Below are 22,442 nucleotides of genomic sequence, written 5' to 3'. Positions count from 1 at the left end.
GAGAGAACCTCTCTGAGCTTAGTCTACGGTCGCCGCGGCCTTTCATCGCGGCCTTGATCACCGATAGGCCCGCTGACCGAAGAGGGCCGTCCCCAGACGGACGATGGTGGCCCCTTCGGCGATGGCCAGGGGATAATCCCCGCTCATGCCCATGGACAGGTCCCGGCAGGAATCCAGGCCGGCTTCCCCTTGGCTGAGGATTCCCTCCCGGATGCGGCGCAGGTGGGCGAAGCCGGAACGAACCTGCGCCTCGTCGTCCACGTGGGCCCCGACCGTCATCAGCCCACGCACGACCAGGTTCGGAAGCTGGGCAAGGGCGAAAGCGAGGTCTTCCGCCTCCTGTGGCCGGCAGCCGGATTTGGCTTCCTCCCCGGAGACATTCACTTCCAGGAAGACATCCAGACTTAGGCCCGCGCGGACGGCCCGGGAGGACAGTTTCACTCCCAGTTCCAAGGAATCAACCGACTCCACCGTGCTGACCAAGCCGAGAATCTTGTTGATCTTATTGGATTGCAGCTGGCCAATCAAGTGGAAGCCCACCTGCTCGCCCAAGTCCAAGCCTTCCTCCCGGCAAGCCTGGGCCAGGCCGGAAGCGACGGCCATCACCTCCTGGGGACGGTTCTCCCCCAGCAGACGGACCCCGGTCTTTACGGCGGCCATGATTTCTCCCACATTTCTGGTCTTGACCGCAGCCAGTAGCCGTACGTCCGAAGGCCGCCGCCCGGCCTGTTCGGCCGCTTGGGCGATGGAGTCGAAAGCCCGGCGGACCGCATCGGAAATCTCCTCCCGTCTTTGCGGAGGAATGATGGTCTCAGTCAGGTCTTTCCGGTTCATGTAGGAGGTCATGCTTTATCCTATCCTTCGCCTGGCCCTTCTCAAACCTGGGTGTTGAGGAACATGAAAGGCAGGTTCTGGTGAAGGATGTTGATCAGGGCAGCCCGCGTATGTCCCATGCCCATGGCCGGTCCGAACTCCAGGTTGGCCGGAGTGAAAACGGCCGGATGCTTGCGCATTTCGGTCACCTGATACCGCATATAGAGGTAAGTGACGTCCTGGGTCCCCGCCCCGCCGGCGATGAGGAAATCCTTGGCTGTCAGCCCCTGCCCGCTCACGGCCGAGGAGAGCACGCTGGCCGTTCCCGCCGGATCCGTGAGGCCGCCGTGGGGATGCAAGGCCCAGGAGCTTTGGGCGACCGGTAGGAAGTAGGCCATTTTATCCAAATCGTATTGGAAGCTGTACCAGGTGGCGGCCGACCCCATGGAGAACCCGCCGAAAGCCCGGTGCAGGCGGCTGGCCCGATACCCGGCCTTGTCGAAGCGGGTGGTATACGTGCGGTAATGGCCTTCGACGGCCGGGACCAGGTCGTGGAAGAGCTCATGCTGGGCGAACCGCTTGACCAAAGGCCCGTCAGGCAGGTAGCTCTCCCCGTAGAAGGATCGGTCCGGATAATATTCGGGGAAGACGAAGATGGCCGGGGCCAAGGATTTGTCGGCGATCATGTGGTCCAGCAGGAGTTTGATGCCGGCGGTGGACCCGGTCCCCGTCTTGCCCAGGTAGGCTGTGAATCCGCCGCTGTAGCCGTGCATGATGTACATGACGTTGTACTTCATCCAAGGCCTGCCTTCGTAGCCGGCGGGCAGATAGACTTCGGCCGCCTTCCGGTATTCCTTCCCTTGGTAGGTGGTGGTGTAGGTGACTTTCTCCACCTTCCCCCGCTGGTCCACCGGCAGGAGGTGGGAGTAGGAGTCCGGGGTTGGCCGGTAGGTTTGGATACCAGTCAGCCGTTTTTTCGTCTTGGCCTGCAAGGCGCGGACCAGATCCTGATAATCTTTGAGCTCACGACCCGCTTGGGCCGCGCGGGCCTTGGCCTCCGCCTCGGCTTCGGCTTTCTTGCGGGCCTGGTCTTCGCCGCTTTTGCCGCCTGGCCCCTCTTGGTCGTCGGGCCCCTCTTGGCCACTTTGCCAAGTGGGCCCGGATTGACCCGCTTCCGGGGAACCGGCCTCTTCAGGACCGCAGGAAGCGAAGACCGGCAGGAGGCAGACCGCAAGAAGGAAGGCCAAGCCTTTGATCAGGAAAGACTGGCCGTCCTTCATGACGGCAGCGGCGCGAAATCGCGAAAAAGGCATAAAGAAAGGCACCCTAGGTCGATTGGATGTCTTCCTGAATCGAATGCCCATGGTGCCTCCTTAAACGATGGTCGGTTATGCAGTTTTACACCTGCCGCTTTACATCGGCGACTTCCGTCGCCCTTTGGCGGCCTCGTTCCCTATCATCGCTTTCCATCGTCATATCGCGTCGTTTTTACCGGGCGAAGAGGAAGTAGATGCCATAGCCGCAGATGGCGCCGCAAATCGGGGCGATGACCGGAATCCAAGCCTCACCCCAGCGGGAACCGCCCTTGTGGGCGATGGGGACCATCTGGTGGAAAAGACGGGGCATCAGGTCGCGGGCCGGATTCATGGCGGCGCCGGTCGGACCGCCCATGGCGGCGATCAAAGCCGCGACCAGGGCCACGATCATGATGAAACCGGCGGCCTTGGATGTCTTGCCGGCCATGTTGAGGGAGCCGAAGATGCCCAGGACCAGCATCATGGTGGCGAAGAACTCGCTCACGAAATAGTTGAGCTTGGATTCATTGGCGTCATTGGTGGCGAAAACGCCGAAGATGGTCGCCGGGTCCTCTTCCTTCCGGAAATAGGGGTAGTACATGAAGTAAACCACGGCGGCGCCGATGAAGGCCCCGACCAGTTGACCCAGGATGTAAGGCAGGACTTCGGCCCACTTGAACTGGCCATACACGGCCAGGGCCAGGGTGATGGCGGGGTTCAGGTGAGCCCCGGAGACGCCGCCGAAGATCATCACAGGCAGGCCGATGGCCACGCCGAAGCCTAGGGACACGTTGAGCCAGCCGGCCCCTTTGGCCTTGGAGCCCTTGAGATTAGCCGCGGCGATGGAGCCGCATCCGAAAAGAACGAGCATGGCGGTGCCGATGCATTCGGCGAGCACGCGCATCCACAAACTGTATTCCATAATTTCCCTCCCACGAGAACATTCATCTTGCTTGTTCATGAGCGGCGACCGCTCTGTGCCGGCGGTCGCTCCTTGATTTTCCACCCGACCAGCCCGTTGCGTCCGCGATACATGGCCGTCGGGTACAGACGGATTCACCACCTGACCAAGTTCCCATGCTATCCGCACCGAAGGAGCTTTGCCCGGTGAGGGGAAAACCAGTATCAATTTTTTACACTTTCAGGCGTATACGGAATCTTGATGCTTTGGGATTTATTCATCTTCTCCCCGGGGTCCCTTACGATGAAGAGTGACCGATGATAAACGAGAGAGACGAGTACCTTGATGATTGATTTCAGCGTTTTCCGCTATTTTTCCAGCGCCGTCGGCATAGCCTGCTCCCTGGCCTATTTCGTGATCATGATCGTCCTGCATGTCAGGGACCGGGGAGCCTATGCCCCCGTCTCCCATGCGGTCAGCGATTACGGGGTCGGTCCCAGCCGACCTTGGTTCCTCGGAGCCGGAGCCATGACCCTTCTCAGGAACCTCTCCCTCCTGCTCGTCATGGCCACCTGGCCGGCCATGGAACCCATACGGTTGCGGTCCTTGATCCTTCTGGCCCTCTCCATCGTCGGCTACCTGGGGGGTGGCCATCTTCCCCACCGACTTGGAAGGCTCCAAGCGCACAGTGAAGGGGCTGACCCACCTTTTCTTCGCTGTCCTGCAATTCACGGCGGTGGCCATCTTCATCTTCGACAGCGAATTTCGGCTTTCTTCCCTCATCCCCTCCTGCATGGGCCTGGTGGGCGTGTTGATGGTGATTATCCGGATCGGCTTGTATGGATTGGTGGCTGCCATGATCCTGCCTTTCCTGAAACGCTTTTTCGGCCTGATGGAAAGGACCTACCTGTACAGCGCGAACCTCTACCTGCTCCTCTTGGCCGCTCTCGCTTTCGCGCCCACTGATATCTGCGACCTTTTGCGCTTACGACCACGGTTGAGGCAGCGACCACCAAGGATTCAAGAAGATGCCGAGAAGATACAAGACACACTGAAGCATAAGAAAAGGGCCCTGCCGGAATCGAATCCGACAGGGCCCCAGCCATGTCAACTCATCCATCCCCTTATCTTCCCTCCCCCATCAGCAGACGGGGAAGAAGAAGCCGGGAGTGGGTTGTGTTTATTGGAGGCGGCGGCGCAGGCTCAGGGCCACTCCGGCGGTCAGCAGGAGGGCCAGGGAGGCGATGGCGAACACCATGGCGTTCACGCCCGTCTTGGCCAACACCGGGTGACGCGGGGTCACCGGCTTGGACGGCTTGCGCGGGGTGGGAGGAACCACGGGCGTGTGCTTGTTGGTGATGGTGAAGCCGTCGGCGGCGGAGCCGGACACCGTGGCGGTATAGCCTTGCGCAGCGTCCACCTCCTTGACCGTGTAGGCGATCTTCCTGCCTGCCTTGTTCACCGCCAAGCCCGTGAACCGGTAGGTCCACTCGTTCGCGGCGTTCAACACCACCGGAGAGCCGGAGGCCTGACCATCGGCATAAAGCTGCACCTGGACGGAAGCGGGACGGGACCCGTCCTGGTCGTCATGGTCGTCCCACTTCTTGACCACGGACACGCTCGTCTGGCCGGGAGTATAGGAGTTCTCGATGTCCAAGCCCTTGACGGAAGGAGTGTACCCCTTGACGAGGTCCTCGCTCACCGTGTAAACGATCTTCCGGCCGTTGGCGTACACGGGCACGTCGGCGAACGAGTACTTCCACCCGCCGGCGGCGGTCGCCTTCACCGACTTCACCTTCCGCCCGTCGGCCAGCAGGTTCACCGTGATCGAGCCGGGACGCTTCCCATCCTGATCATCCTTGTCGTTCCAGGTCTTCGACCCGGACAGGCTCGTCACCGCGGGCGTGTGCTTGTTGGTGATGGTGAAGCCGTCGGCGGCGGAACCGGACACCGTGGCGGTATAACCTTCCGGAGCGTCCACCTCCTTGACCGTGTAGACGATCCTCTGACCCTGGTTGTATTCCTTCAGGCCGGTGAATTCATGACTCCAGCCGTTGGCGGTGTTCAAAACCACCGGTTCGCCGGAAGTCTGGCCATCGGCATAAAGCTGCACCTTGACGGAGGAAGGACGCTTACCGTCCTGGTTATCGGCGTCATCCCACTTCTTGACCACCTTGACGGAGGTGTCAGTGACACGGTCGGTGATGCAGACGGAATAGGATTTAGCTTCGTTGTTCAGCTCGTCAGCGGTCACCTTGACAGGGTCGGCCTTCTGGTAGCCGGCAGGAGCCTCGGTCTCGGTGAGGGTGTAATCGTCGCGGAGCAGGTTCTCGAGGGAAGCCGCGCCGTTGGCGTCAGTCGTCATGGTGCCGACGGTCTCGCCGGAACGATCACGGGTGACGGTGAATTTGGCCCCGGCCAGGGCCTTTCCATCCTCACCCTTCTTGTTGATCTTAATGGAGTAGTTGTAACCGTTGGCCTCGCCGGAAGCGGTCTCCCAGGTGGTGCGGTTCGTATACTCATGCTTCTCGGTCTGCCCGGGGTAAGTCATTCTGATCTTGTTGTCGAAGGCCTCATGATTGACCGGGGTGTGGTTCAGCTTGACGGTGTACTTGATGTAGTAACCGTTGGTGCCGATGTCGCCAAGAGGAACGCTGAAGGCGGTGTTCGTATCGTTGAATTTGATGGCGTTCTTGTAACGGCTGGTGACGTCACGGCCACCATTCATTTCCAGGCCACCGGCCTTGTTGATGAAGAACTTGCCTTCGATGAAAGTGAAACTGTCCTTGTCATAGGTCATGCCAGTGCTCTTGAGCTGATCGGAAATGGTCACCCCATGCAGGTCAATCCCCTTGCCGTTGATACGGACCCAGTATTGCAAAGTGTTGTCCGTAACGTTGATGGAGGCCCACTTGCTGAGGACTTCCTCAGGGTTGTCGCCGGTCCACTTGCCATAAGTGATCTCACCGGCGTTCACGGTGTGGCCGTTCACGTCGATGTTGAAAGGAGTGGTCGTGTAGTTGGTGTTGTGCTGCTTGTCCGCCTTCACCGAAGCGACGATCCTACCGGTGATGTCGGAGTTCTTCTCCACATAATCGGTATAGGTCATGGTCAGCTTGCCGGTCTTCTCATCCATGTGGGCGTGGGCGACAACATTGCCATCACTCGATTTGACGTCGAAGTCGATGGAACGGTTGAAGACGAAACCTTCAGGAAGGGAGATCGTGGAAGTATCGCCCGCCTTGATCTTATTGTTGGGAAGCTTGAAATTCATCACCAGATCGGTGGTGGACCCATTGGAATTCACTTCCTTCTTGGTCAAAGACGCATCGGTGATGATGTTGTCCGAAAGCTCAACCGCATAGGTGACACGAGGGGCAGCGAAGAAAACTGCCACAAGCATGGCGATGGCGGACACCAATGCCACCATCAGCCGTACGATTTTAGACTGATACAAACGAGGGAATCCCTGGCCTGTAGTCCCTGAAATCTGGGAAGACATCCAAATCGCCTTTCTCTCATTGATTTATATTTTGATTCTGTTATTAACCTTGTCACGTGTTCATTCCAGCCTCTCGACTCTCACTAACATCGTTGATGGGTTCTCGGACGGAAAACACGCGTGCTTGATATTTTAGTACGACGTTTGACAATAGTCAGCGACAAATTGATGCTTTTCATCCTCATTCTGAGACGATTTCATGAAAAGCTCAATAAAAGTTCAGCATTCAGACATGATTATGAGTACTGAATGTAGGGATTAAGCCAATCCGTCAGTACTGTATCTGAGGATTATCCAAATGAGCCCCTTCCTGGGCCGCCTGACGATTGATCGGAGCCGGGTTTGTCAGGACAGCGTCGCCCAAGGGGGCGGGGGTGACACCATAACCAGGACGGGCCATCATGCTGGGGTGCTGATAGCCATTCGCCTGAGCCATCCGCCAGCTCGAGGCGTTCTGGGCCTGGCCCTGGGGATTGCTGTCAAAACGGACCCCGGCGGAACGGGAAGGCAGGGCCATCAGGACCAGGTAGCCGATGGTGGACAAGATGAAGATGATCGCGCCGATCCGGTTGGTGGAGGACGGCCCTTCCGCAGGACGATTGTCCTGGTTGAGGAGAAGGCCAAGGCAGGCGACGGCGACAGGGACGAGAAGCCACCAGCCACGCAGGTTCTGGTCATGCAGACGCCTCACGGCGACCGTCAGGGCCGGCAGGAAGACGCAGACCGCGGCGAGGAAGAAAAGCCAGTTCCCAACCTTGCCGGGAATCAAGGCGAGGAGGAAGAGGACGGCGAAGTTGACCAGGAAAGGCCACCAGTATTCGCTGCGAGAAGCCCGGCCGGAGAGGACCACGTACTTCAGCCAGAAGCGCTTGATCGCTTCGACAAAAGGAATCCCGTACCAAGGCTGGTTGTCCGCCGCCCGAGGACGTTGAGGCTGCTGGGCGGTGGTCTGAGGCGGCTGCTGGACCGTCTGCTGCTGGAATTCCGGGGATTCCTGGAATTGCTGGAACTCTTGGGGCTGCTGGTCCCAAGCCGCCTGGCCCTGAGGCTGGGGCTGGGCTTGGCCCTGACCTGGCGCCGGCTGATAGCCATTGCCATAAGAGGGGTTCTGCTCTGGTGGGTTCTGCTCTGGGATTGACATGCTCTTCTCCAATGCGGGTTCTGGATGTTCTGGTCTATCGATTGGCGTTCTTGCGGTATTCAGTAGTGCTCTTCTACCTGTCGTTGTCGCGGGAATCCCGGTTATCGCGGGGATTCCGGTCTTCGGCGGCCTCGCCCTAAGCTGCGGGCAGCTGCTCGACGACGGCCTGGAAATCCCGGCGCTTCTCCTCCGGGCTGCGGCGATCCGGATTCGAGCTGCGGGAGGCGGCGACCTGGGCGGCGAGGGCCCCGATCAGACCGAAGGCCCGTCCGGCGGTCGCCCGCCCCAAAGAGGCGAATTCCAAAGCGTAGGAACTCTTATCCAAAGTGAGCTTGTCCCCTTTCATGCGAGAAAGACGGACCTTGGCCTGGGTCAGATGAGCGCGGTCGATTTCGTTGCACTCGTTGTCGAAAAGGACGCAAACCCCGTTCTCATCCACCCCCAGATAACCATTGGAAGCAATCTGGGTCAACCCATGCTGGGCGTGGATCCCACAGGCCCAGTAAGACCACCGGGGGGCGGAGTTTTGAGGAGCGTTCTGATAATCCTGATATTCTGGCATGCTCTTTTCTCTTTCGGACGTTTTCGGCGAGGGAGACTGAGCACCCTCCTAATAGGTAAAAGGCTAGCAGGAGGCAAGGTCCCAGGTCAAATCGGATTCTCAGCAATCAGACCGGCTCCCCAGCGGTAAAGCAGATAAAGGAGCTCGAAAAAAGAAAAAGCCGATGGCTTCTGTCTGAGAAGGCCAACGGTCAAAGTCAACAATGTTTCCGGATGACACGGCATCCGATAACCGTGCCCCCTGAGGGACTCGAACCCTCGACGCCTGATCCTACGATTCGATGTCCTCCTCGTTCTGCTTATCCCCTCCGCCCATCCGCTCGCGCCGTGGACCATGATAGTGGCGGCGATCAGAGGCCTTTCTCCCCCAGGCTTTTCCTAGCCTTTTTATTTTCCGAACCCATAACACTTTCACACGAAAACCCTTTCACTCCGTCACACAATCACACACGTGTGAAATCACACGAAAACACAGGAAAGGAATCAGCAACCATGAGAATCACCATCGCCAACGCCAAAGGGGGAGTGGGCAAGACCACCTCCGCCATCTACCTCGCCCAGGCGGCCAGCCTGCGCGGCCACCGGGCCGTCGTCCTGGACGCCGACCCCCAAGGGTCAGCCAGCCAATGGGCCGACCTGGCCGCCCAGGAAAACCAGCCTCTCGATTTCAATGTGCTGCCCGCCAATCCGGCCACCCTGAAACGGCCCAGGACGACGCGGGCGATCGAGATCGTGGACTCGGCCCCCACCGGCCCAGGCCTCCAAGCCGCGCTGGAGACCGCCGACTTCACCATCATCCCCTGCTCGGACAGCCCCCTGGACGTGCAGCAGGCCTGGGCCACCCTGGAAACCCTCAAAGCGCCGGCGGCCATCCTCCTCGTGCGCGTCGAGCCGGCCACCCGCGCCATGAAAGCCGTCCTAGACGCCTTCACCCAGTGGAAGACCCCCATCTTCGACAGCCGGATCCGCAAACGGCAGGACATCAAAACCAGCATGGGACACAAACCCACCAAACTCTGGGAGTACGCCCAAGCATGGCAGGAAATGGAACAAACCATCGACCCGAGGAAGGAAGTCTGAAGATGAAGAACCTGAACCTCACCCCCCACGCCAGACGCCACACCATCCAGGAACTCGCCCACGCCACCCCAACCGGCGGCGAGACATGGAAGCCCACCGGGCTGAAAGTCAACCCGGACACATGGAAAAGAGCGAAACGATACGCCGCCGACCACGACATGAAACTGCAAAACCTCGTCGACCAAGCCCTCCGCCACTACCTGGCCGACAAACATTAGCGCATCACGCTTATAGGTGCGTCAATGAGTGCCACTAACCTGAAGGCCACGTGCGGAAGGAGGCACCATGACGAGAAGACCACGCTACTCACAATTCGGAACCGTCATCGCCCGCCACGACAAACACGGCAGGCTCACAGCATGGCAAGCCCGATACGTGAACCCCAAAGACCACAGCAAAAAAGTCCAACGAAACTTCAAACCCGGACAGGAAACCCTCGCCCACCAATGGCTCGACCAAGAACGCCTCCGAGTAGACCGCGACGCACTCGGACTGGAACCATGGGTCCACCCCTCCCAACGGAACCCGACGACCCCCTACCCATCAGTGGATTTCGCCACCTTCGCCCGAACATGGGCGGAGGAATACCGCCTGCCCACCGGACGACTGGCCCAAGGAGCGACCAAAAGGAACCTCAAAGCCGACGTCCAACACCTCATCACCGCGTTCGGCGACCTGACGATCCAGGAGATGACCAACGACAGGATCCACGCCTGGTACGACCAGCCCCACGCCGAAGGCCCCCACTCCTGGAGACGCCAATGCCTCAGACTCAAATCACTCCTCACCGCCGCCAAGGACGGCACCTGCGGGCCATGGGGGAAACTCATCGCCACCAACCCCTTCGACCTACCCATACCACCACACCCCCAATCAGAACGGACCACAGTTCAACCCATCACCAAAACCGAACTACACGCCCTCTACCACGCCATGCCCGACTACGACCGGCTCAGCATCTACCTCGCCGCCCTCGCCGGCGGCCTACGCATAGGAGAAGCATGCGCCCTGCAAAAAGACGACATCGACTTCACCACCGAAACCCTCCACATCCACCACTCCATCAACCGCGGACCCTCCGACACCGGACCCCTGCAACTATGCCCCGCCAAAACCCGCGGAAGCCACCGCATCGTCCCCCTGCCCCACAAACTCATCGGCTACATCCACGACCACATCACCAGATACTGCCAAGCCACCAACCCCCAACTCTTCCCAGGGAAACGGGTCGCCATCCTCGCCCCGACGACCCTCCAAAGCCACTTCCGCGCCGCCCGACGAGCCGCAGGACGGCCGGACATCACCTTCCACACCCTCAGAGCCAGCCACGCCACACTCCTCATGATCGAAGGAGGCACCCTGAAAGAAGCAATGGACGACCTCGGCCACGTCAGCGAAAAAGTGGCCCTTGACCACTACCAGCGTATCGTCCCAGAACACCGCCGAGCCATCAACGAAAAACTCGCCGACCTGCTCTTATAAGGCGAAGCTACCGACCCCGCCCACGCCGGGGACCCTCCCCATCCGTCCGGCCGCGGCCGCCCCAGGAGCGGATGACGTCCCTGACAGTCCGCCAGGAGATCTTCTTACCTTGGTTGCGCAAGTCGCGCACTTGCCTGGCCATCCGACTCATCCGCTCATAATCGGGACCGTACCTTTTCACAAAGCGTGTGGTGCGCGCGCCTAGTTCCAGGTCGCCGCCGATCTCCGTGGCCCTCCACCCCTCGCAGCAGGCGGCGATCTGCGGATTATCCATGATGAAAGCCTCATGGACCTGCATGACCTGGTCATCCGTAAGAGGCTTGCGGGAGATGTATCCGGACAGCTGGTCGTGGTCGAATCCATGCTCATCCATCCACACGCGGATATGATGATAAGTGGCCGCCGAATCCAGGTGGAAGTAGTCCAATCCGGCGTCCAGCAGGTCGAAATGGATCAGCCGCCTCCACCGTTTCCCCTCGTCGCTCACCGCCGACCCTTAACGCTTCGGGTGGAAGTCATCAGGCTCATGAATACGGCTCCATCCCCTAGAATCCCATTCCTCCAGGGAACGCAGGACGTCCTGGGGGGCGTAATGCGGCTCATAGGCGACCGCACGGCTGAAATAACGATTGAACCAGGGCTGATGCTCCAGATCATGCGAAGCGAAGCCCAGGCTCTCGGCGGCCTCCTGCGCCACGCTCGTCTTCACCCCATAGAAGAGGCGGCCGGCCTCCTCCAGACGGTCCACGCCCTCATGCAGAAGCTTGTCATCCAAATAGGCCTTGAAAGCCGCTACACTGGCCCCATCCGCCCTCAGGGCCGCCTCATCCACCACGAACTCGCTCGCGTAAGGATGAGCGGCCAGGAACACATCCACCCGCGGCGTCACGTGCGTATCCATCATCACAGTGGTCATCACAACCTCCCTAACAAAATCCTATGACTACTCATTGTACCCTTGCTCAAGGTCCGCGGCGGTCGTATCGACGACCGGACGACCATCCCCAGTGACAGCGGCCCGCCCTACCCGGCTCTCCTGGCCGTTTCGCCGGCCGGCGGCGGGGGATGGTCCGTGAGGCGGAGGAGGATGCCACCAAAGGCTCCCAGGCGGGGCGTATGCGGGTCGCCTGGTATCGGAGTCAGGCTGCTTATGATCGGGTCCATGCCGATGGGGGCGACTGGCAGGTCGCCGACGCGGATAGTCTAGCGGTCGCCGACGTCTACCGGGCGGCGGGCTACGAGGTGGAGTTCAATTATATGGGCGAAAAGGAGGGGTGATGTCCGGTTTGCGTGAGGCGAGGCTGGCTGAGGGTTACTCCCAGGGTGATCTGGCTCGCATGTCCGGCGTGGACGTCAATATCACCGCGAGAATCGTCTCCCCCGCATCCGCCATGACCATCATCATGCTCCCTTCCGCACGTGGCCCTCCACCCTACTCCCCAACGCCGACCCCGGAAGGATCCCCCACACCCCCATCACGCTCCTGCCCATCCTGGCCACCTGTAGCGTCGGCCGCAACGGGTTCGGTGGTGATGTCGGAGAAAATGTAACGGGCCTCAACCCCACTCACCCCCAGCTCCTCCACCAGACGAGCACGACTACGCGCCAAATACTCATCCCGATACGCGGCCGCCTCCCGCCTCACCCGATCATGCAAATCCCGCAAGGCCAGCAAGTCACCGACAAGCGCGGAGAACTCGCGCTCCTGCCTCTTCAAAGCGGCCATCTTCCCCGCGAAGGAATCCTTCACTAGCCTGCGCTGAGCCGCCCGCAAATCACCATCCAACATTCTTTCATCCTTTCAAATGCGTGTATAGCTGCATCTTCAATTCAAACACTGAAAGGGAAAAGGGAGGGACATAATTATGATGATGGCTAAGCCGCGCTAAGAAGGATCTATGTCTAGCAGATCTTTACAAGATTGACATTGTCATATGATTCCACATTCGTAGAAGGAGAAGCGAAAAGCAATTCTTTGAATCTTCCTCTTTTATTCGCCGAATAAGTGATGTCGTATTCAAAACGATTCAGTCGATCATCATAGATATTACGGATATATTGGGCATCATCATAAGTGACAATCCACTTCCATTCCGCGCCTTTATCCTGGAGCTTTTCTGCGATAAGCTTGTGCATTCGATCTGTCGCGTAAGCGTTATAAAGGTTCTGGCCTTGTTTGTAATACGGTGGATCTACAAACATAAAAGTGTTATCGCAATGAGCTCCGGGTATACGGCCATCAAAAAGTTTGTCACAAAAATGACTGCCTTCGTCATTAAGGACCGTAATAGCGTTTGAACGATTTGCGATGAGTTCTATACGCCGAATGAGCGCTTCTTTACTAAATCGCGCCCCGATATTGTAGGCCCCATTTTGCGAGTGGCCTCCGATGGGACCTCCTTTAAGGATCCCGCTGACGTTCATACGATTCAGCATGAAGAAGTCAAAGGCGATATCCGCTTGAGAACGATTCCGATCATACAGGTAGCGATTATGAATCCTCTCCCAGTACTGTTCACGATCAGAAGCCGTGAACTCATCAAGACTGGTATGGCTATCAAAGGGGACTTCTTTTATCTCACGTACCAGTTTGTTCTTCTCCTGCGTCAAAGTACGCCAGAAAGCGGATACCCCAGGATCAAGATCATTAATGATAATTCTTCGCACATAGCCTGCGAGCAAAAGATTAATGGCGACGCCAGCACCCCCCGCGAACGGTTCAATGTACGTACCATCCACATGATTGATTTCAAGAAGATGCCCGACAAAACGGGTCACCTTCCCCTTCCCCCCTGGATACCGCAAAGGAGTCCGAGACCCATTCGTAAGAGTTTGCGCTTTCATATCATCTATCGTAGGGGCATTTATTAGATTTGGCCAGCTGTTGTCGAGCTCGTTTTCTCCTTGTAAACGATATATTGCTCGCACAGATAAGCAAAAAGCACAGCATCATTAAACATCGGCATGAGATCATCACGAGACATGTTCATGTTGGAAGTGTGCGCAGTATCCTCAGACTTATCCACCGATGCGACAACCGCTTCCGGCCGGAGGATAGTTTGCAGTTTTTTGAACCCCAATCCAAAAACCCCATGGCTGGATAAATAGGTGAGAAACGTCTTATCCTGTCGAATTGCCTGCAATATGACCCTCACATGGTCACCATGAGACGTCGAGGACGACGTCCACCCTTTCATATCAATATTAGTAAGAAGCCCAGCGTTGTCCATTACGACTCTTATGCCAAGCTCGAATAGAACACGTATAGAGGGGCAGCATAAGGAGAGTTTCTGAATCCTATCAGTCTGGTCTCCAGTCAGCTTACCGTATTTCTCGTAGGCCATAAGAAGCACGTTGATCTGTTCAAACCTGTCCTCAACAATCATATTTGAAACCGAATTGTTCCACTTCGCTCCGATATGATTCTCCACACGTCTAAGAGGGGAATCAACGCTGAGTTTGAAATTAGAGACATCAATTCCTGCCCCATTCTCAGGAATATCCGGCTCCTCCGCAGAAGGAGGCTGTTCACTTAGATGGGTGATGATTTCACTATTAAGGGTCGCTACATTAATTCGGGAAGCCGGAATTCCACGAGACTGAGCGTAGTCCTTAATTGTATCCACTAATGAACGAACTTTATCAAGCTGCTCCGTTGTCGGGTTTTCCGGATCATCAATACCCAGATAGTCTCGAGCAGGCTTCGCATTAATAAGCCGATGAACCGTGGTAATAGAACTATTGCCACCGAAATAATCCGATAAGGTCTGATTGAACTGATCGCAAAAGGGGCCCTCAAGCTTATCTGAAAAAGTTTCTTTTCCCGTAAAACGTTGCTTGGCTTCAGTGGTCCAGGAAACAGTTCCCACTCCATCCTGAGGACCATTATGCAAACGCTGTAAAATCGCTTTGAGCGATTCCTTGTCCTCCTTTGTGTCGTCAAAGACCACGACGTTCAAATCCCGATCAATCGTTCCTTGACTCTCTTTGACGAAAGTCTCCAACCTTGTTTTATCAGACACGGTAAGAATATTGGAAAACCGATTAGGATAGTTTAGCATTTTGAGGGCGGTGATCCTCCGATTCGCATCCTGCACTATATAGTGATCACCACTTTTAAGAACGAGGATAGGCTCGACAAGATTCTGATACCCGTTCACTGCAATCGACTCGACAAGATTCATGAATTGTCTGCGTGATTTCTCCGGCTTATCATCACTCGCCTCATAAATCCTTCTCATTGCTTCAGACTCGCTAGCGGCAGGCTCAATCCGAGGATTTTCCTTCCACACCTCCAGTTGTTCTACCGCCACCGTCTCCTCGTGCATCATAGCGAACCTTCTTTAAACGAGCAAAAGGATTTCATCCCTCACATACCAAGCTCATAGTACAACACGTCTCCTAAAAGCTCATTAAATTACAAGCTCCATCGTCATTGTTTGTCCTCTTCTTCCCCAACTAATCGAACGGTTTCCGGCCGTTCGTCCGAAACGGGCCGCAGGCCCCGTTTCGGAATAGCCAGGATAGCCTATTCTCCGGAGAATAGGCGAAACCGCCTTCGGCGGTCCTTGTCGGGACACCCGGACCCCTCGCACAACCCGGCCTCTAGGAGGCCGGGAAGGAAGACAGGGAAGGAAGAAAAACCCCAGCCTGAGGGGCGGGTTTTATGGCCCCCACCGGCGGCCATCCCGGCCGATGATGGAGCCACTGATCCCTTAAGAAGACGGGAGGCCATCATGGGCAGACACAAGGCGAAAGACTACACAATCCGCAGGGAGATCCTGTTCAGCCAGAAGGAGTGGGAACTCATCCGCATGCGCTACGAGTGCGAGACCGCCGGCCAGGACGTGACCTTCAGCCGATGGGCGAGGCGCGTATTGAGCGAGCCCTTCAACCTGTCCGTGACGCAAACCGTGGACACCAGCCTGGTGGACAGGCAGATCACCGGGGTGGCCGCCAACGTCAACCAGATCGCCCGCCTGGCCAACACGCTCCACCAGGCGGACGCGGCCCTCCTCGCCGACATCAACGCCAGCCTCACCCGCCTGAACCAGGCCCTATCCCAGCTCCACCAGGACAGCCAGGACCTGATCGCCGCCCAACTGACCGGCGCCTACCAGGGGAGGCGATGATGGCGATCGTCAAAGTCGGCCAGATCAAGAAAAGCCTGGACAAGGCCATCAAATACATCACCAAGCCAGGGAAAACGCAAGACGGGTGGCTGGTATCCGCCAGCTGGCTGATGCCCTTCGCCGACCAGCTGAAGGAGCCGAAAACCATGGCCGACGCCATGAACTGGGACAACAAGCGGTCCATCGCCGGCATCAGAAGCAACACCACCCTGGCCAGGCACGTCATCCAATCCTTCGACCCCGACGACCCCCTCACCCCCGGCATGGCGCACAGCATCGGCATCCAATTCGCCCACCAACTCTCCCAGGAGGGCGACTACAAGTACGTGATCGCCACGCACGTGGACCGCGCCCACCTGCACAACCACATCATCCTGTGTAATACGAACAGCCGCACCCACTACAAGATGCGGCTCGACAAAACGACGCTCATGAAAAGGTGGACGCCGATCAGCGACAAGCTCTGCCAGGAATACGGACTCGCCCTCAGCCCCCGCCATAACCAGGAGGAGAAGCACGCCGCGCCGACCCGGTGGCTGCGCGGCGCCGACTACTACGCCAGCCTGAAAGGAGAGGGGCAGAAGCAGCGCGTGCGCGACATGATCGACCGCGCCTGCACCGACGCCCACACCTTCATCGAGTTCAAACAGGCGCTGCGAGACTACCAGGTGGAATGCTCCATCCGTGGCACGCACCTGACCTACACGGACCTGACCACCGGCCGCAAATACCGCGACGGCAGGCTCGGCGTCGCCTACGACGAGAGGAGCGTCATGGTCAAACTCAACCACCAGGCCCTCAAACACATCAGCGTCAACCAGCGGCTCATCGACTATGAGGACCCCGAGACCATGCGCATCATCATCCCCCACACCCACGGCGACAAAAGGATCACCATACCCAAGAGCATGACCACCAGGGCCGGCAAAACCGTCCGCGTCTACTTCGGCCAGGACGGCCAGATCCCCGTATCCGACCGGGCCGGCCAAGGCGCGGGCAAGCTCTCCATGATGGACCTGTTTGGCGTCTTCGGCGCTCCCGCGGAAACCTGGCGGGACCTCACCCATCTGGCGGAACGCCCCGGACGGGAGGAGAAGCCCATCGTGGCGGACTCGCCCCGCCAGGCCGCCTGGATGCGCCACCAGCAGCAGATCACCGACCAGATCGCCCGCCAGGCGAAGGCGATCACCCTCATCAACCAGGCCGGCGGCGGCGACGCCGGCAAGGCGGCCGCCACGATCACCCGGCAGCTCATGCGCGCCGACGACGCGCTCACCGGCCTCATGATCGCCCGCCAGGACCTGATCGGCCGCCTGGCCGCCCGCGACGACCAGGATGACCAAAGCCAGGCGCAGCTGGACGGCCTGGACAAGCAGCTGGACACGCTCAGCCAGGCCATCACCACCCTCGACGAGCAGCTGCGCACGCTCAGCCAGGCCGCCCGCGACCAACGGCGGGAAACCAGCCAGGAGCGGAAGACAACCGGCCCGCGCCGATAAGGGCGCACGCCGTTTATGACCCCCACCACCCCCGGCCGGGGGCGATGATGGAAGAGACCACCAAGGCCATCAAGCAACATGAAAGGAGCACACCATGCCAATGGAAGAACAAGCCACCCAGCTCATCCAAGAAGGATCGCGCAAGGCGGCCCTCGTCGGGATCCGGGTCACCGCCCGCACCATCCAATGGATCCTCAAGACCATCCTCGGCGCGGGCGCGGCCGGACTGGGCAAACTCGACGCCCACACCCAGAAGAAACTGAACACCGGGCGAATGAGCCTGAAACGGCTCAACCAGATCACCGGCGGCCAGATCAAACGGTTCGACCTGGACGAGAAGCAATCCAAACAGCTGGCCCGTCAGCTGCAACGCTCCGGCATCAACTTCAACCTCGCCCTCGACAAGCAGGACGGCACGGGCATCATCAGCTACCCCACCATCTCCGCGCCCTTCGTCCAGGACGCCATCCACCGGCTCAACCCGGACATGAGCATCCAGGACATCCAGGACGCGGTCATGGACGCCGAACAAACCGCCCAAGCCCTCTCCGACCCAGCCATGCAGACCGTCGCCGGAAACCTCGCCCACATCCGCCAGGAGACCACCCCCAAGCAGACCCAACAGCCGGCCGGCCAGCAGCAGGAAGACCACGCCCAACCCACGCAGGAGCAGGCCCGGACGGGGCGGGATGAGCGGCCGGACCACTGGCAGACCACGCCCGCCACCAGCCGGCAGAAGAACCTCATCCACGACCAAGTAGAGCAGGGCCTGATCAGCCGGCAGGAAGCCGACGCCTTCCTGGAGACCAACCCCACCATCGCCCAAGCCAACCAGTGGCTCAACGACCATCCGGCCACCGTGGACCACCTCGACCTATACGGCGAGAAGAACATCCACCAGACCAAACAGGCCAGGAAAGGAGCCAAACTGACGAAAAAGGAGGTCATGGACTCCATCAAGAAAGGCGCAGCCGCACGCACACGCGCCCATGGATCAGCCGCGGCCGCACCCACCCACAAGCAGAATTTGAAAACCGGCATCAGCCGCAAACAGTAACCGCCCCACAAGCCGAAAGGAGAAGACCATGAGCGGCACCACACCACACCCCCAGCCAGACAAGGAACCCCGCTGGGCTCATATGAGTTTCCCATCCGGATTCGTCCACACCTACCAGATCACCGACCGCAACGGCGACCAGTGGGACAAAGCCCTGGTCACCATGCCCAAAGGCACCTACCTGAACGGAGTGGACGTCGCCTACTACAACCTGGACGTGTTCATGAGCGACCGCATGCTCACCCAGAAAGCCAACCGGCAGCCGGTCACCGTCAGCATCCGCGAAGACCGGCAGCTGGAACTGTTCAAAGGCCGCGGCTCCACCCGCCGCCACATCCTCGTCATGGATCCCTGGGCATTGGCCGCAGCCGTCAAACGAGCCCGCCAAGCGTACGCGCAGACCATCAGCCAGGAGCAGCAGGACAAGCGCAGCCGGCTGAAGAACACGCCCAGCTTCGGCGACCCCGACAGCATCCAGGTCACCATCGACACCGCCGAGCTCGGCCTGATCGCCGACAACACGACCCTCGACCTCAACCAGGCGGACTACATCCTCTCCGGCATCGAAGACGCCAAACAGACCACCCGCTTCCGCCACCCCGCCAGCAGCATCGGCTACGAGAAGATCCGCCTGACCATCCACTACCACATCGACGGCGTGGACGGCGAATACAAGGACCGCCTGGACATCGGCGACGGCTACCACGGCATCACCGACCTGGCCACCACCAACGCCATCGGAGCCGACGCCGCCTGGCGCCAAGTGGCCGACCGCATGCTCCACATCAGCAGCCAGCCCCTCAGCCAGCAGGAACTCACCTAATCCCAAGCGGCCATCAGCCACGCGGCCAGCCAGCTGGAAGACAACGCCACCCGCCTCGACGAGCAGCGGGACGACCCCGACTACCAGCAGGAGGCCGCCGCCCGCACCAGCCTGGACGAGACCGCCATCCAGGCGGCGGACACCGTCAGCGGCCAGGCCATCACCGCCTACGCAACCCCCATCGCCCGCCAGGCCGACAACCTGCTGGACGCGCGCAGCCAAGCCGACCAAGCCGCCAGCGGCCTGCTCACACAGGACCCCACCCTGGCCACCCTGCTGGACAGCCGCACAGGACTGGCCCGCCAAGCCCTCTCCGAGAGGATCATCACCCACCTGGCCGACCGCATCTACCAGGCGGCCGACCCCCAAATCCGCCGACGTCTGCACCCCAGCCTCACACACAGGCAGGAGCGGGAACCGGCCCAGGACAAGCCTGACCCGGCCGGTCGGCCTCGACCGCCCCGCAGCAGGTAAACACCAGGAGAAAGGCTCCGGAAGACGACCAATCGGCCAGGCCGTCTTCCGGAGCCCTTTTTATGTCCCCCTCCCCGCCCGCCGCGGGGCGAAGATAGAAGACGTAAGCGGACACAGGCCCCGGAAAGGAGAAGCATGGACAACCCACCGCACGCGGGGGACGCCGTCTGGCTGGACGGCAACCTCACCGGCCCGCCACGCCAATACACGCCCACGGCGGGCGGCGCCGTCTACTACCTGACCATCGCCTGCCACACCAGCCGGCAAGACCAGGCGGACCAGGTCATCTACGTGGAGGCGAAAGCCACCCGGAAGACCGCCGCCTGGGTCGCCAGCCAATCCTGGAGACCCGGTCAGGACGTGATCATCAAAGGCGTCATCACCACGCCCGCCACCACCAGCCTGGACGGACGGGAGGAGAACATGAAGATCCGCATCCTCAACATGGCCACCCACACCAGCAGACAGGACGGCCATCAATGAGCATCCTCATCACCCCCAGCCACGCCAACCCCGCCTGGCCAACACGCTCCACCAGCAAGGACGAGGACGACGAGCAGGCGGGCGACGCCTGGCCGCGCCCGCCCCGGCGCACGCTCACCCCCAACCAAGCCCAACCGACGGAAGAACCGCCCGACAGCCTGGACGTGGACGAGCAAACCCAGCAGCAAGCCATGAGCGACGCCCTCGAGCAGGCCAGCCGGATGGAGGCCAACGCCCTCCGCCTGGCAGCCCTACAGCAGGCGGACCCCAGACGAAGATTCCGCCCGCCAGACGGGCAAGACAAATGGACGAAACAAGCCCTCATGCACCACATCAAACAACAGGCCGCCGCCCGCTGGCGCGAGCAGCAGGAAGACCACGCCCAACCCTCCCCCACCTGGGTGGACAGGCCCCTATGGACACAGGAAGAAGAAGACGACACTCAAGGAGAAAACCAATGACAAGCAGCAAAAAACATCCCCTGGCATGGATCATCCCGCCCCTGATCGCCGCCTGGGCCGGCGACATCATCAGCCGGCCGGTGAGACAAACCTGGCAGGCCAGCCACGACCCCGCCCGCAGCCTCAACGCCAGCCTGGACGCCTGGAAGAACCCCCGGCCCAGCCTCAACCGCATCGACCTGACCGCCGCCCTGATCGCCGCCACCCTCATCCTGCTCACCCTCCTGTACCAGTGGGCCGGACGGCAGACCCGCCGCGACGGGGAGGAACACGGATCCGCAGCCTGGGCCGACCCCAAAGACATGACCCCCTACACGGACAAGGACCCCGGCAAAACCCTGCTCATGACAGCCACGCAACGGCTCAGCCTGGACACGCACAAAACCCACCGCAACCTCAACGTGCTCGTCACCGGCGCATCCGGAAGCGGCAAAACCAGAGGCTACGTCCTACCCAACCTCACCAACCTCGCCCGCCACCACACGCCCATCAGCCTGGCCATCACCGACCCCAAAGGCGAAATACGCGCCCGCACCGCCACCATGATGCGCCAAGTCGGATGGCAGGTGAAAACCTTCAACCTCATCGACATGGCCTCCTCCGACCACTTCAACCCCCTGGACTACATGAACCCCGACGACCCGGAAGGCGACATCATGCGCCTGGCCGACAACATCCTCACCAACACCGGGAAAAACAAAACCAGCGGCGACTTCTGGGACAAAGCCGCCCGCAGCCTGCTCACCAGCCTGCTCGCCTACACCTACTTCAGCGCCGAACCAGCCGACCGCAGCCTCAACAACGTCACCAGCATGCTCAGCCGGATGCGCGCCTCGGAAAACGACCCCGACCAGGCCAGCCCCATCGACGACCTCATGAACGAAACAAACGAATGGATCGACGACGCCCACCAAGCCGGAGAGGACTACGACGAGGAAGCCCGCCGAGCCCTCGACGGCCTCGCCTTCGCCTGCTCCCAATACCGCACCTACAGCCAAGGCCCCGCCGAGACCAGGGCAAGCATCATCACCACCCTGGCCAACCAGACGGCAGGACTGATGACCCACCGCATCCAGGACATCCTCTCCGACGACACCATGCGCCTCGACACCGTAGGGGACAAGCCCACCGTCATCTACATCATCATCAGCGACACCAACCAGACCTTCACCTACCTGGCCGCCATCTTCTACCAATGCCTGTTCACCTCGGCCACCTACCGCGCCGACCACAACCCCACCGGAAGCCTGACCATCCCCCTGCACTGCATGCTCGACGAATTCGCCAACATCGGCAAAATCCCCGGATTCCCCACCCTCATCAGCACCATGCGAAGCCGCGGCATCAGCGTCAGCGTCATCCTCCAGACCATCAGCCAGATCAAAGCCCTCTACAAGGACGACTGGGAGACCATCGCCGCCAACTGCGACAGCAAACTCTTCCTCGGAGGCAACGACCTGACCACCACCAAATGGTACAGCGAAATCCTCGGCAGCCAAACAATCACCACACGCAGCACCACGGAAAACCGAGGAACCAACGGCTCCTACAGCATCCAACAATCAAGCCAGAAAAGGGAACTCCTCACCCCCGACGAACTCGGCCGCCTCGACAACACCACCAGCATCTACATCCTACGAGGATTGAAACCCTTCCACAGCAAAAAACTCGACTAACCTTCCCCTTCGCCTGGAAGGAGAACCGTCGCCATGCGGATGGGCAGACAGTGGTAGGATAC

At 59.7% G+C, this 22,442-nt stretch carries 22 protein-coding genes and 1 pseudogene; 12 read left to right on the top strand and 11 right to left on the bottom strand.

What is annotated here, in order from left to right:
- Window positions 1–57: 57 nt before the first annotated feature.
- The 3 genes from PSDT_RS00870 to PSDT_RS00860 form a co-directional block, all read right to left on the bottom strand.
- Window positions 58–846: a YggS family pyridoxal phosphate-dependent enzyme gene (locus PSDT_RS00870; protein ID WP_006289513.1), complete on the bottom strand. Its 789-nt coding sequence runs from the start codon at window positions 844–846 to the stop codon at window positions 58–60.
- A gap of 29 nt (window positions 847–875) precedes the next feature.
- The gene (locus tag PSDT_RS00865; RefSeq protein ID WP_006290750.1) at window positions 876–2,126 is read right to left on the bottom strand and encodes an alpha/beta hydrolase; all 1,251 of its coding nucleotides are present in this window, start codon (window positions 2,124–2,126) and stop codon (window positions 876–878) included.
- 175 nt (window positions 2,127–2,301) lie between these two features.
- Window positions 2,302–3,030 carry an MIP/aquaporin family protein gene (locus tag PSDT_RS00860; protein WP_036737616.1) on the bottom strand — a complete coding sequence of 243 codons (729 nt, stop codon included), beginning with the start codon at window positions 3,028–3,030 and terminating at the stop codon, window positions 2,302–2,304.
- A gap of 625 nt (window positions 3,031–3,655) precedes the next feature.
- On the opposite strand from PSDT_RS00860, the pseudogene PSDT_RS08720 reads away from it, so the two are divergent.
- Window positions 3,656–3,895 (top strand): annotated as a pseudogene (locus PSDT_RS08720) (DUF998 domain-containing protein); the annotation flags it as partial.
- A gap of 294 nt (window positions 3,896–4,189) precedes the next feature.
- Here PSDT_RS08720 and PSDT_RS08465 read toward each other — a convergent pair.
- The 3 genes from PSDT_RS08465 to PSDT_RS00840 all read right to left on the bottom strand — a co-directional run bounded on the left by PSDT_RS08465 (window position 4,190) and on the right by PSDT_RS00840 (window position 8,214).
- Window positions 4,190–6,439 carry a Cna B-type domain-containing protein gene (locus tag PSDT_RS08465; RefSeq protein WP_006290753.1) on the bottom strand — a complete coding sequence of 750 codons (2,250 nt, stop codon included), beginning with the start codon at window positions 6,437–6,439 and terminating at the stop codon, window positions 4,190–4,192.
- A gap of 343 nt (window positions 6,440–6,782) precedes the next feature.
- Entirely contained in the window at window positions 6,783–7,652 is an 870-nt protein-coding gene (locus PSDT_RS00845; protein WP_006290755.1) for a DUF805 domain-containing protein, read from the bottom strand.
- A gap of 136 nt (window positions 7,653–7,788) precedes the next feature.
- Window positions 7,789–8,214, bottom strand: coding sequence for a hypothetical protein (locus PSDT_RS00840; RefSeq protein WP_006289507.1), 426 nt, complete (start codon window positions 8,212–8,214; stop codon window positions 7,789–7,791).
- Window positions 8,215–8,705: 491 nt separating this feature from the next.
- On the opposite strand from PSDT_RS00840, the gene PSDT_RS00835 reads away from it, so the two are divergent.
- The 3 genes from PSDT_RS00835 (at window position 8,706) to PSDT_RS00825 (ending at window position 10,775) form a co-directional block, all read left to right on the top strand.
- Window positions 8,706–9,293, top strand: a complete 588-nt coding sequence (locus PSDT_RS00835) for a ParA family protein (protein WP_006289506.1) — start codon at window positions 8,706–8,708, stop codon at window positions 9,291–9,293.
- A 2-nt stretch (window positions 9,294–9,295) separates the two neighbouring features.
- Window positions 9,296–9,511, top strand: coding sequence for a hypothetical protein (locus PSDT_RS00830; RefSeq protein ID WP_006290756.1), 216 nt, complete (start codon window positions 9,296–9,298; stop codon window positions 9,509–9,511).
- A 67-nt stretch (window positions 9,512–9,578) separates the two neighbouring features.
- Window positions 9,579–10,775, top strand: a complete 1,197-nt coding sequence (locus PSDT_RS00825; protein ID WP_006289504.1) for a tyrosine-type recombinase/integrase — start codon at window positions 9,579–9,581, stop codon at window positions 10,773–10,775.
- A gap of 7 nt (window positions 10,776–10,782) precedes the next feature.
- Here PSDT_RS00825 and PSDT_RS00820 read toward each other — a convergent pair whose 3' ends face one another.
- Window positions 10,783–11,262, bottom strand: a complete 480-nt coding sequence (locus tag PSDT_RS00820; protein WP_006289503.1) for a hypothetical protein — start codon at window positions 11,260–11,262, stop codon at window positions 10,783–10,785.
- A 9-nt stretch (window positions 11,263–11,271) separates the two neighbouring features.
- Complete coding sequence (locus tag PSDT_RS00815; protein ID WP_006290757.1) at window positions 11,272–11,691, bottom strand: hypothetical protein; 420 nt, start codon at window positions 11,689–11,691, stop codon at window positions 11,272–11,274.
- Window positions 11,692–11,840: 149 nt separating this feature from the next.
- Between PSDT_RS00815 and PSDT_RS00810 the strand changes: the two genes are divergently transcribed.
- Window positions 11,841–12,053, top strand: coding sequence for a hypothetical protein (locus PSDT_RS00810; protein WP_006289501.1), 213 nt, complete (start codon window positions 11,841–11,843; stop codon window positions 12,051–12,053).
- A 154-nt stretch (window positions 12,054–12,207) separates the two neighbouring features.
- Here PSDT_RS00810 and PSDT_RS00805 read toward each other — a convergent pair whose 3' ends face one another.
- The 3 genes from PSDT_RS00805 to PSDT_RS00795 form a co-directional block, all read right to left on the bottom strand.
- Window positions 12,208–12,564: a hypothetical protein gene (locus tag PSDT_RS00805; RefSeq protein WP_006289500.1), complete on the bottom strand. Its 357-nt coding sequence runs from the start codon at window positions 12,562–12,564 to the stop codon at window positions 12,208–12,210.
- Between the two features lie 113 nt (window positions 12,565–12,677).
- Window positions 12,678–13,619, bottom strand: a complete 942-nt coding sequence (locus PSDT_RS00800; protein ID WP_036737482.1) for a DNA adenine methylase — start codon at window positions 13,617–13,619, stop codon at window positions 12,678–12,680.
- 23 nt (window positions 13,620–13,642) lie between these two features.
- The gene (locus PSDT_RS00795) at window positions 13,643–15,106 is read right to left on the bottom strand and encodes a ParB/Srx family N-terminal domain-containing protein (RefSeq protein ID WP_006289498.1); all 1,464 of its coding nucleotides are present in this window, start codon (window positions 15,104–15,106) and stop codon (window positions 13,643–13,645) included.
- A gap of 405 nt (window positions 15,107–15,511) precedes the next feature.
- Between PSDT_RS00795 and PSDT_RS00790 the strand changes: the two genes are divergently transcribed.
- From PSDT_RS00790 to PSDT_RS00760, 7 genes are all read left to right on the top strand, one after another.
- Window positions 15,512–15,907, top strand: coding sequence for a MobC family plasmid mobilization relaxosome protein (locus tag PSDT_RS00790; protein ID WP_006290759.1), 396 nt, complete (start codon window positions 15,512–15,514; stop codon window positions 15,905–15,907).
- Window positions 15,904–17,406, top strand: coding sequence for a relaxase/mobilization nuclease domain-containing protein (locus tag PSDT_RS00785; protein ID WP_006290760.1), 1,503 nt, complete (start codon window positions 15,904–15,906; stop codon window positions 17,404–17,406). Before PSDT_RS00790 ends, PSDT_RS00785 begins: the two co-directional genes overlap by 4 nt.
- A gap of 94 nt (window positions 17,407–17,500) precedes the next feature.
- A complete protein-coding gene (locus PSDT_RS00780; protein ID WP_006289496.1) occupies window positions 17,501–18,463 on the top strand; it encodes a PcfB family protein in 963 nt (320 codons plus the stop codon).
- A 28-nt stretch (window positions 18,464–18,491) separates the two neighbouring features.
- On the top strand, window positions 18,492–19,286 hold the full coding sequence (locus PSDT_RS00775) for an LPD25 domain-containing protein (RefSeq protein WP_006289495.1): 795 nt from the start codon (window positions 18,492–18,494) through the stop codon (window positions 19,284–19,286).
- A gap of 609 nt (window positions 19,287–19,895) precedes the next feature.
- Complete coding sequence (locus tag PSDT_RS00770; protein WP_006289494.1) at window positions 19,896–20,243, top strand: single-stranded DNA-binding protein; 348 nt, start codon at window positions 19,896–19,898, stop codon at window positions 20,241–20,243.
- On the top strand, window positions 20,240–20,704 hold the full coding sequence (locus PSDT_RS00765) for a hypothetical protein (protein WP_006289493.1): 465 nt from the start codon (window positions 20,240–20,242) through the stop codon (window positions 20,702–20,704). Before PSDT_RS00770 ends, PSDT_RS00765 begins: the two co-directional genes overlap by 4 nt.
- Window positions 20,701–22,380 (top strand): VirD4-like conjugal transfer protein, CD1115 family, encoded by a 1,680-nt coding sequence (locus PSDT_RS00760; protein ID WP_006290763.1) that lies wholly within the window; start codon window positions 20,701–20,703, stop codon window positions 22,378–22,380. The genes PSDT_RS00765 and PSDT_RS00760 overlap by 4 nt, the downstream gene beginning before the upstream one ends.
- Window positions 22,381–22,442 lie beyond the last annotated feature (62 nt).

This window comes from Parascardovia denticolens DSM 10105 = JCM 12538 (genome assembly GCF_001042675.1).
Lineage (GTDB): Bacteria > Actinomycetota > Actinomycetes > Actinomycetales > Bifidobacteriaceae > Scardovia > Scardovia denticolens.
This window is presented reverse-complemented; position numbering and strand designations above follow the sequence as displayed.

What these genes read in the sequence shown, in the direction of transcription:
- PSDT_RS00870 (WP_006289513.1), bottom strand. Translation starts at nt 846, where the DNA reads ATGACCTCCTACATGAACCGGAAAGACCTGACTGAGACCATCATTCCT.
- PSDT_RS00865 (WP_006290750.1), bottom strand. Translation starts at nt 2,126, where the DNA reads ATGCCTTTTTCGCGATTTCGCGCCGCTGCCGTCATGAAGGACGGCCAG.
- PSDT_RS00860 (WP_036737616.1), bottom strand. Translation starts at nt 3,030, where the DNA reads ATGGAATACAGTTTGTGGATGCGCGTGCTCGCCGAATGCATCGGCACC.
- PSDT_RS08465 (WP_006290753.1), bottom strand. Translation starts at nt 6,439, where the DNA reads ATGGTGGCATTGGTGTCCGCCATCGCCATGCTTGTGGCAGTTTTCTTC.
- PSDT_RS00845 (WP_006290755.1), bottom strand. Translation starts at nt 7,652, where the DNA reads ATGTCAATCCCAGAGCAGAACCCACCAGAGCAGAACCCCTCTTATGGC.
- PSDT_RS00840 (WP_006289507.1), bottom strand. Translation starts at nt 8,214, where the DNA reads ATGCCAGAATATCAGGATTATCAGAACGCTCCTCAAAACTCCGCCCCC.
- PSDT_RS00835 (WP_006289506.1), top strand. Translation starts at nt 8,706, where the DNA reads ATGAGAATCACCATCGCCAACGCCAAAGGGGGAGTGGGCAAGACCACC.
- PSDT_RS00830 (WP_006290756.1), top strand. Translation starts at nt 9,296, where the DNA reads ATGAAGAACCTGAACCTCACCCCCCACGCCAGACGCCACACCATCCAG.
- PSDT_RS00825 (WP_006289504.1), top strand. Translation starts at nt 9,579, where the DNA reads ATGACGAGAAGACCACGCTACTCACAATTCGGAACCGTCATCGCCCGC.
- PSDT_RS00815 (WP_006290757.1), bottom strand. Translation starts at nt 11,691, where the DNA reads ATGACCACTGTGATGATGGATACGCACGTGACGCCGCGGGTGGATGTG.
- PSDT_RS00810 (WP_006289501.1), top strand. Translation starts at nt 11,841, where the DNA reads ATGGTCCGTGAGGCGGAGGAGGATGCCACCAAAGGCTCCCAGGCGGGG.
- PSDT_RS00805 (WP_006289500.1), bottom strand. Translation starts at nt 12,564, where the DNA reads ATGTTGGATGGTGATTTGCGGGCGGCTCAGCGCAGGCTAGTGAAGGAT.
- PSDT_RS00800 (WP_036737482.1), bottom strand. Translation starts at nt 13,619, where the DNA reads ATGAAAGCGCAAACTCTTACGAATGGGTCTCGGACTCCTTTGCGGTAT.
- PSDT_RS00795 (WP_006289498.1), bottom strand. Translation starts at nt 15,106, where the DNA reads ATGATGCACGAGGAGACGGTGGCGGTAGAACAACTGGAGGTGTGGAAG.
- PSDT_RS00790 (WP_006290759.1), top strand. Translation starts at nt 15,512, where the DNA reads ATGGGCAGACACAAGGCGAAAGACTACACAATCCGCAGGGAGATCCTG.
- PSDT_RS00785 (WP_006290760.1), top strand. Translation starts at nt 15,904, where the DNA reads ATGATGGCGATCGTCAAAGTCGGCCAGATCAAGAAAAGCCTGGACAAG.
- PSDT_RS00780 (WP_006289496.1), top strand. Translation starts at nt 17,501, where the DNA reads ATGCCAATGGAAGAACAAGCCACCCAGCTCATCCAAGAAGGATCGCGC.
- PSDT_RS00775 (WP_006289495.1), top strand. Translation starts at nt 18,492, where the DNA reads ATGAGCGGCACCACACCACACCCCCAGCCAGACAAGGAACCCCGCTGG.
- PSDT_RS00770 (WP_006289494.1), top strand. Translation starts at nt 19,896, where the DNA reads ATGGACAACCCACCGCACGCGGGGGACGCCGTCTGGCTGGACGGCAAC.
- PSDT_RS00765 (WP_006289493.1), top strand. Translation starts at nt 20,240, where the DNA reads ATGAGCATCCTCATCACCCCCAGCCACGCCAACCCCGCCTGGCCAACA.
- PSDT_RS00760 (WP_006290763.1), top strand. Translation starts at nt 20,701, where the DNA reads ATGACAAGCAGCAAAAAACATCCCCTGGCATGGATCATCCCGCCCCTG.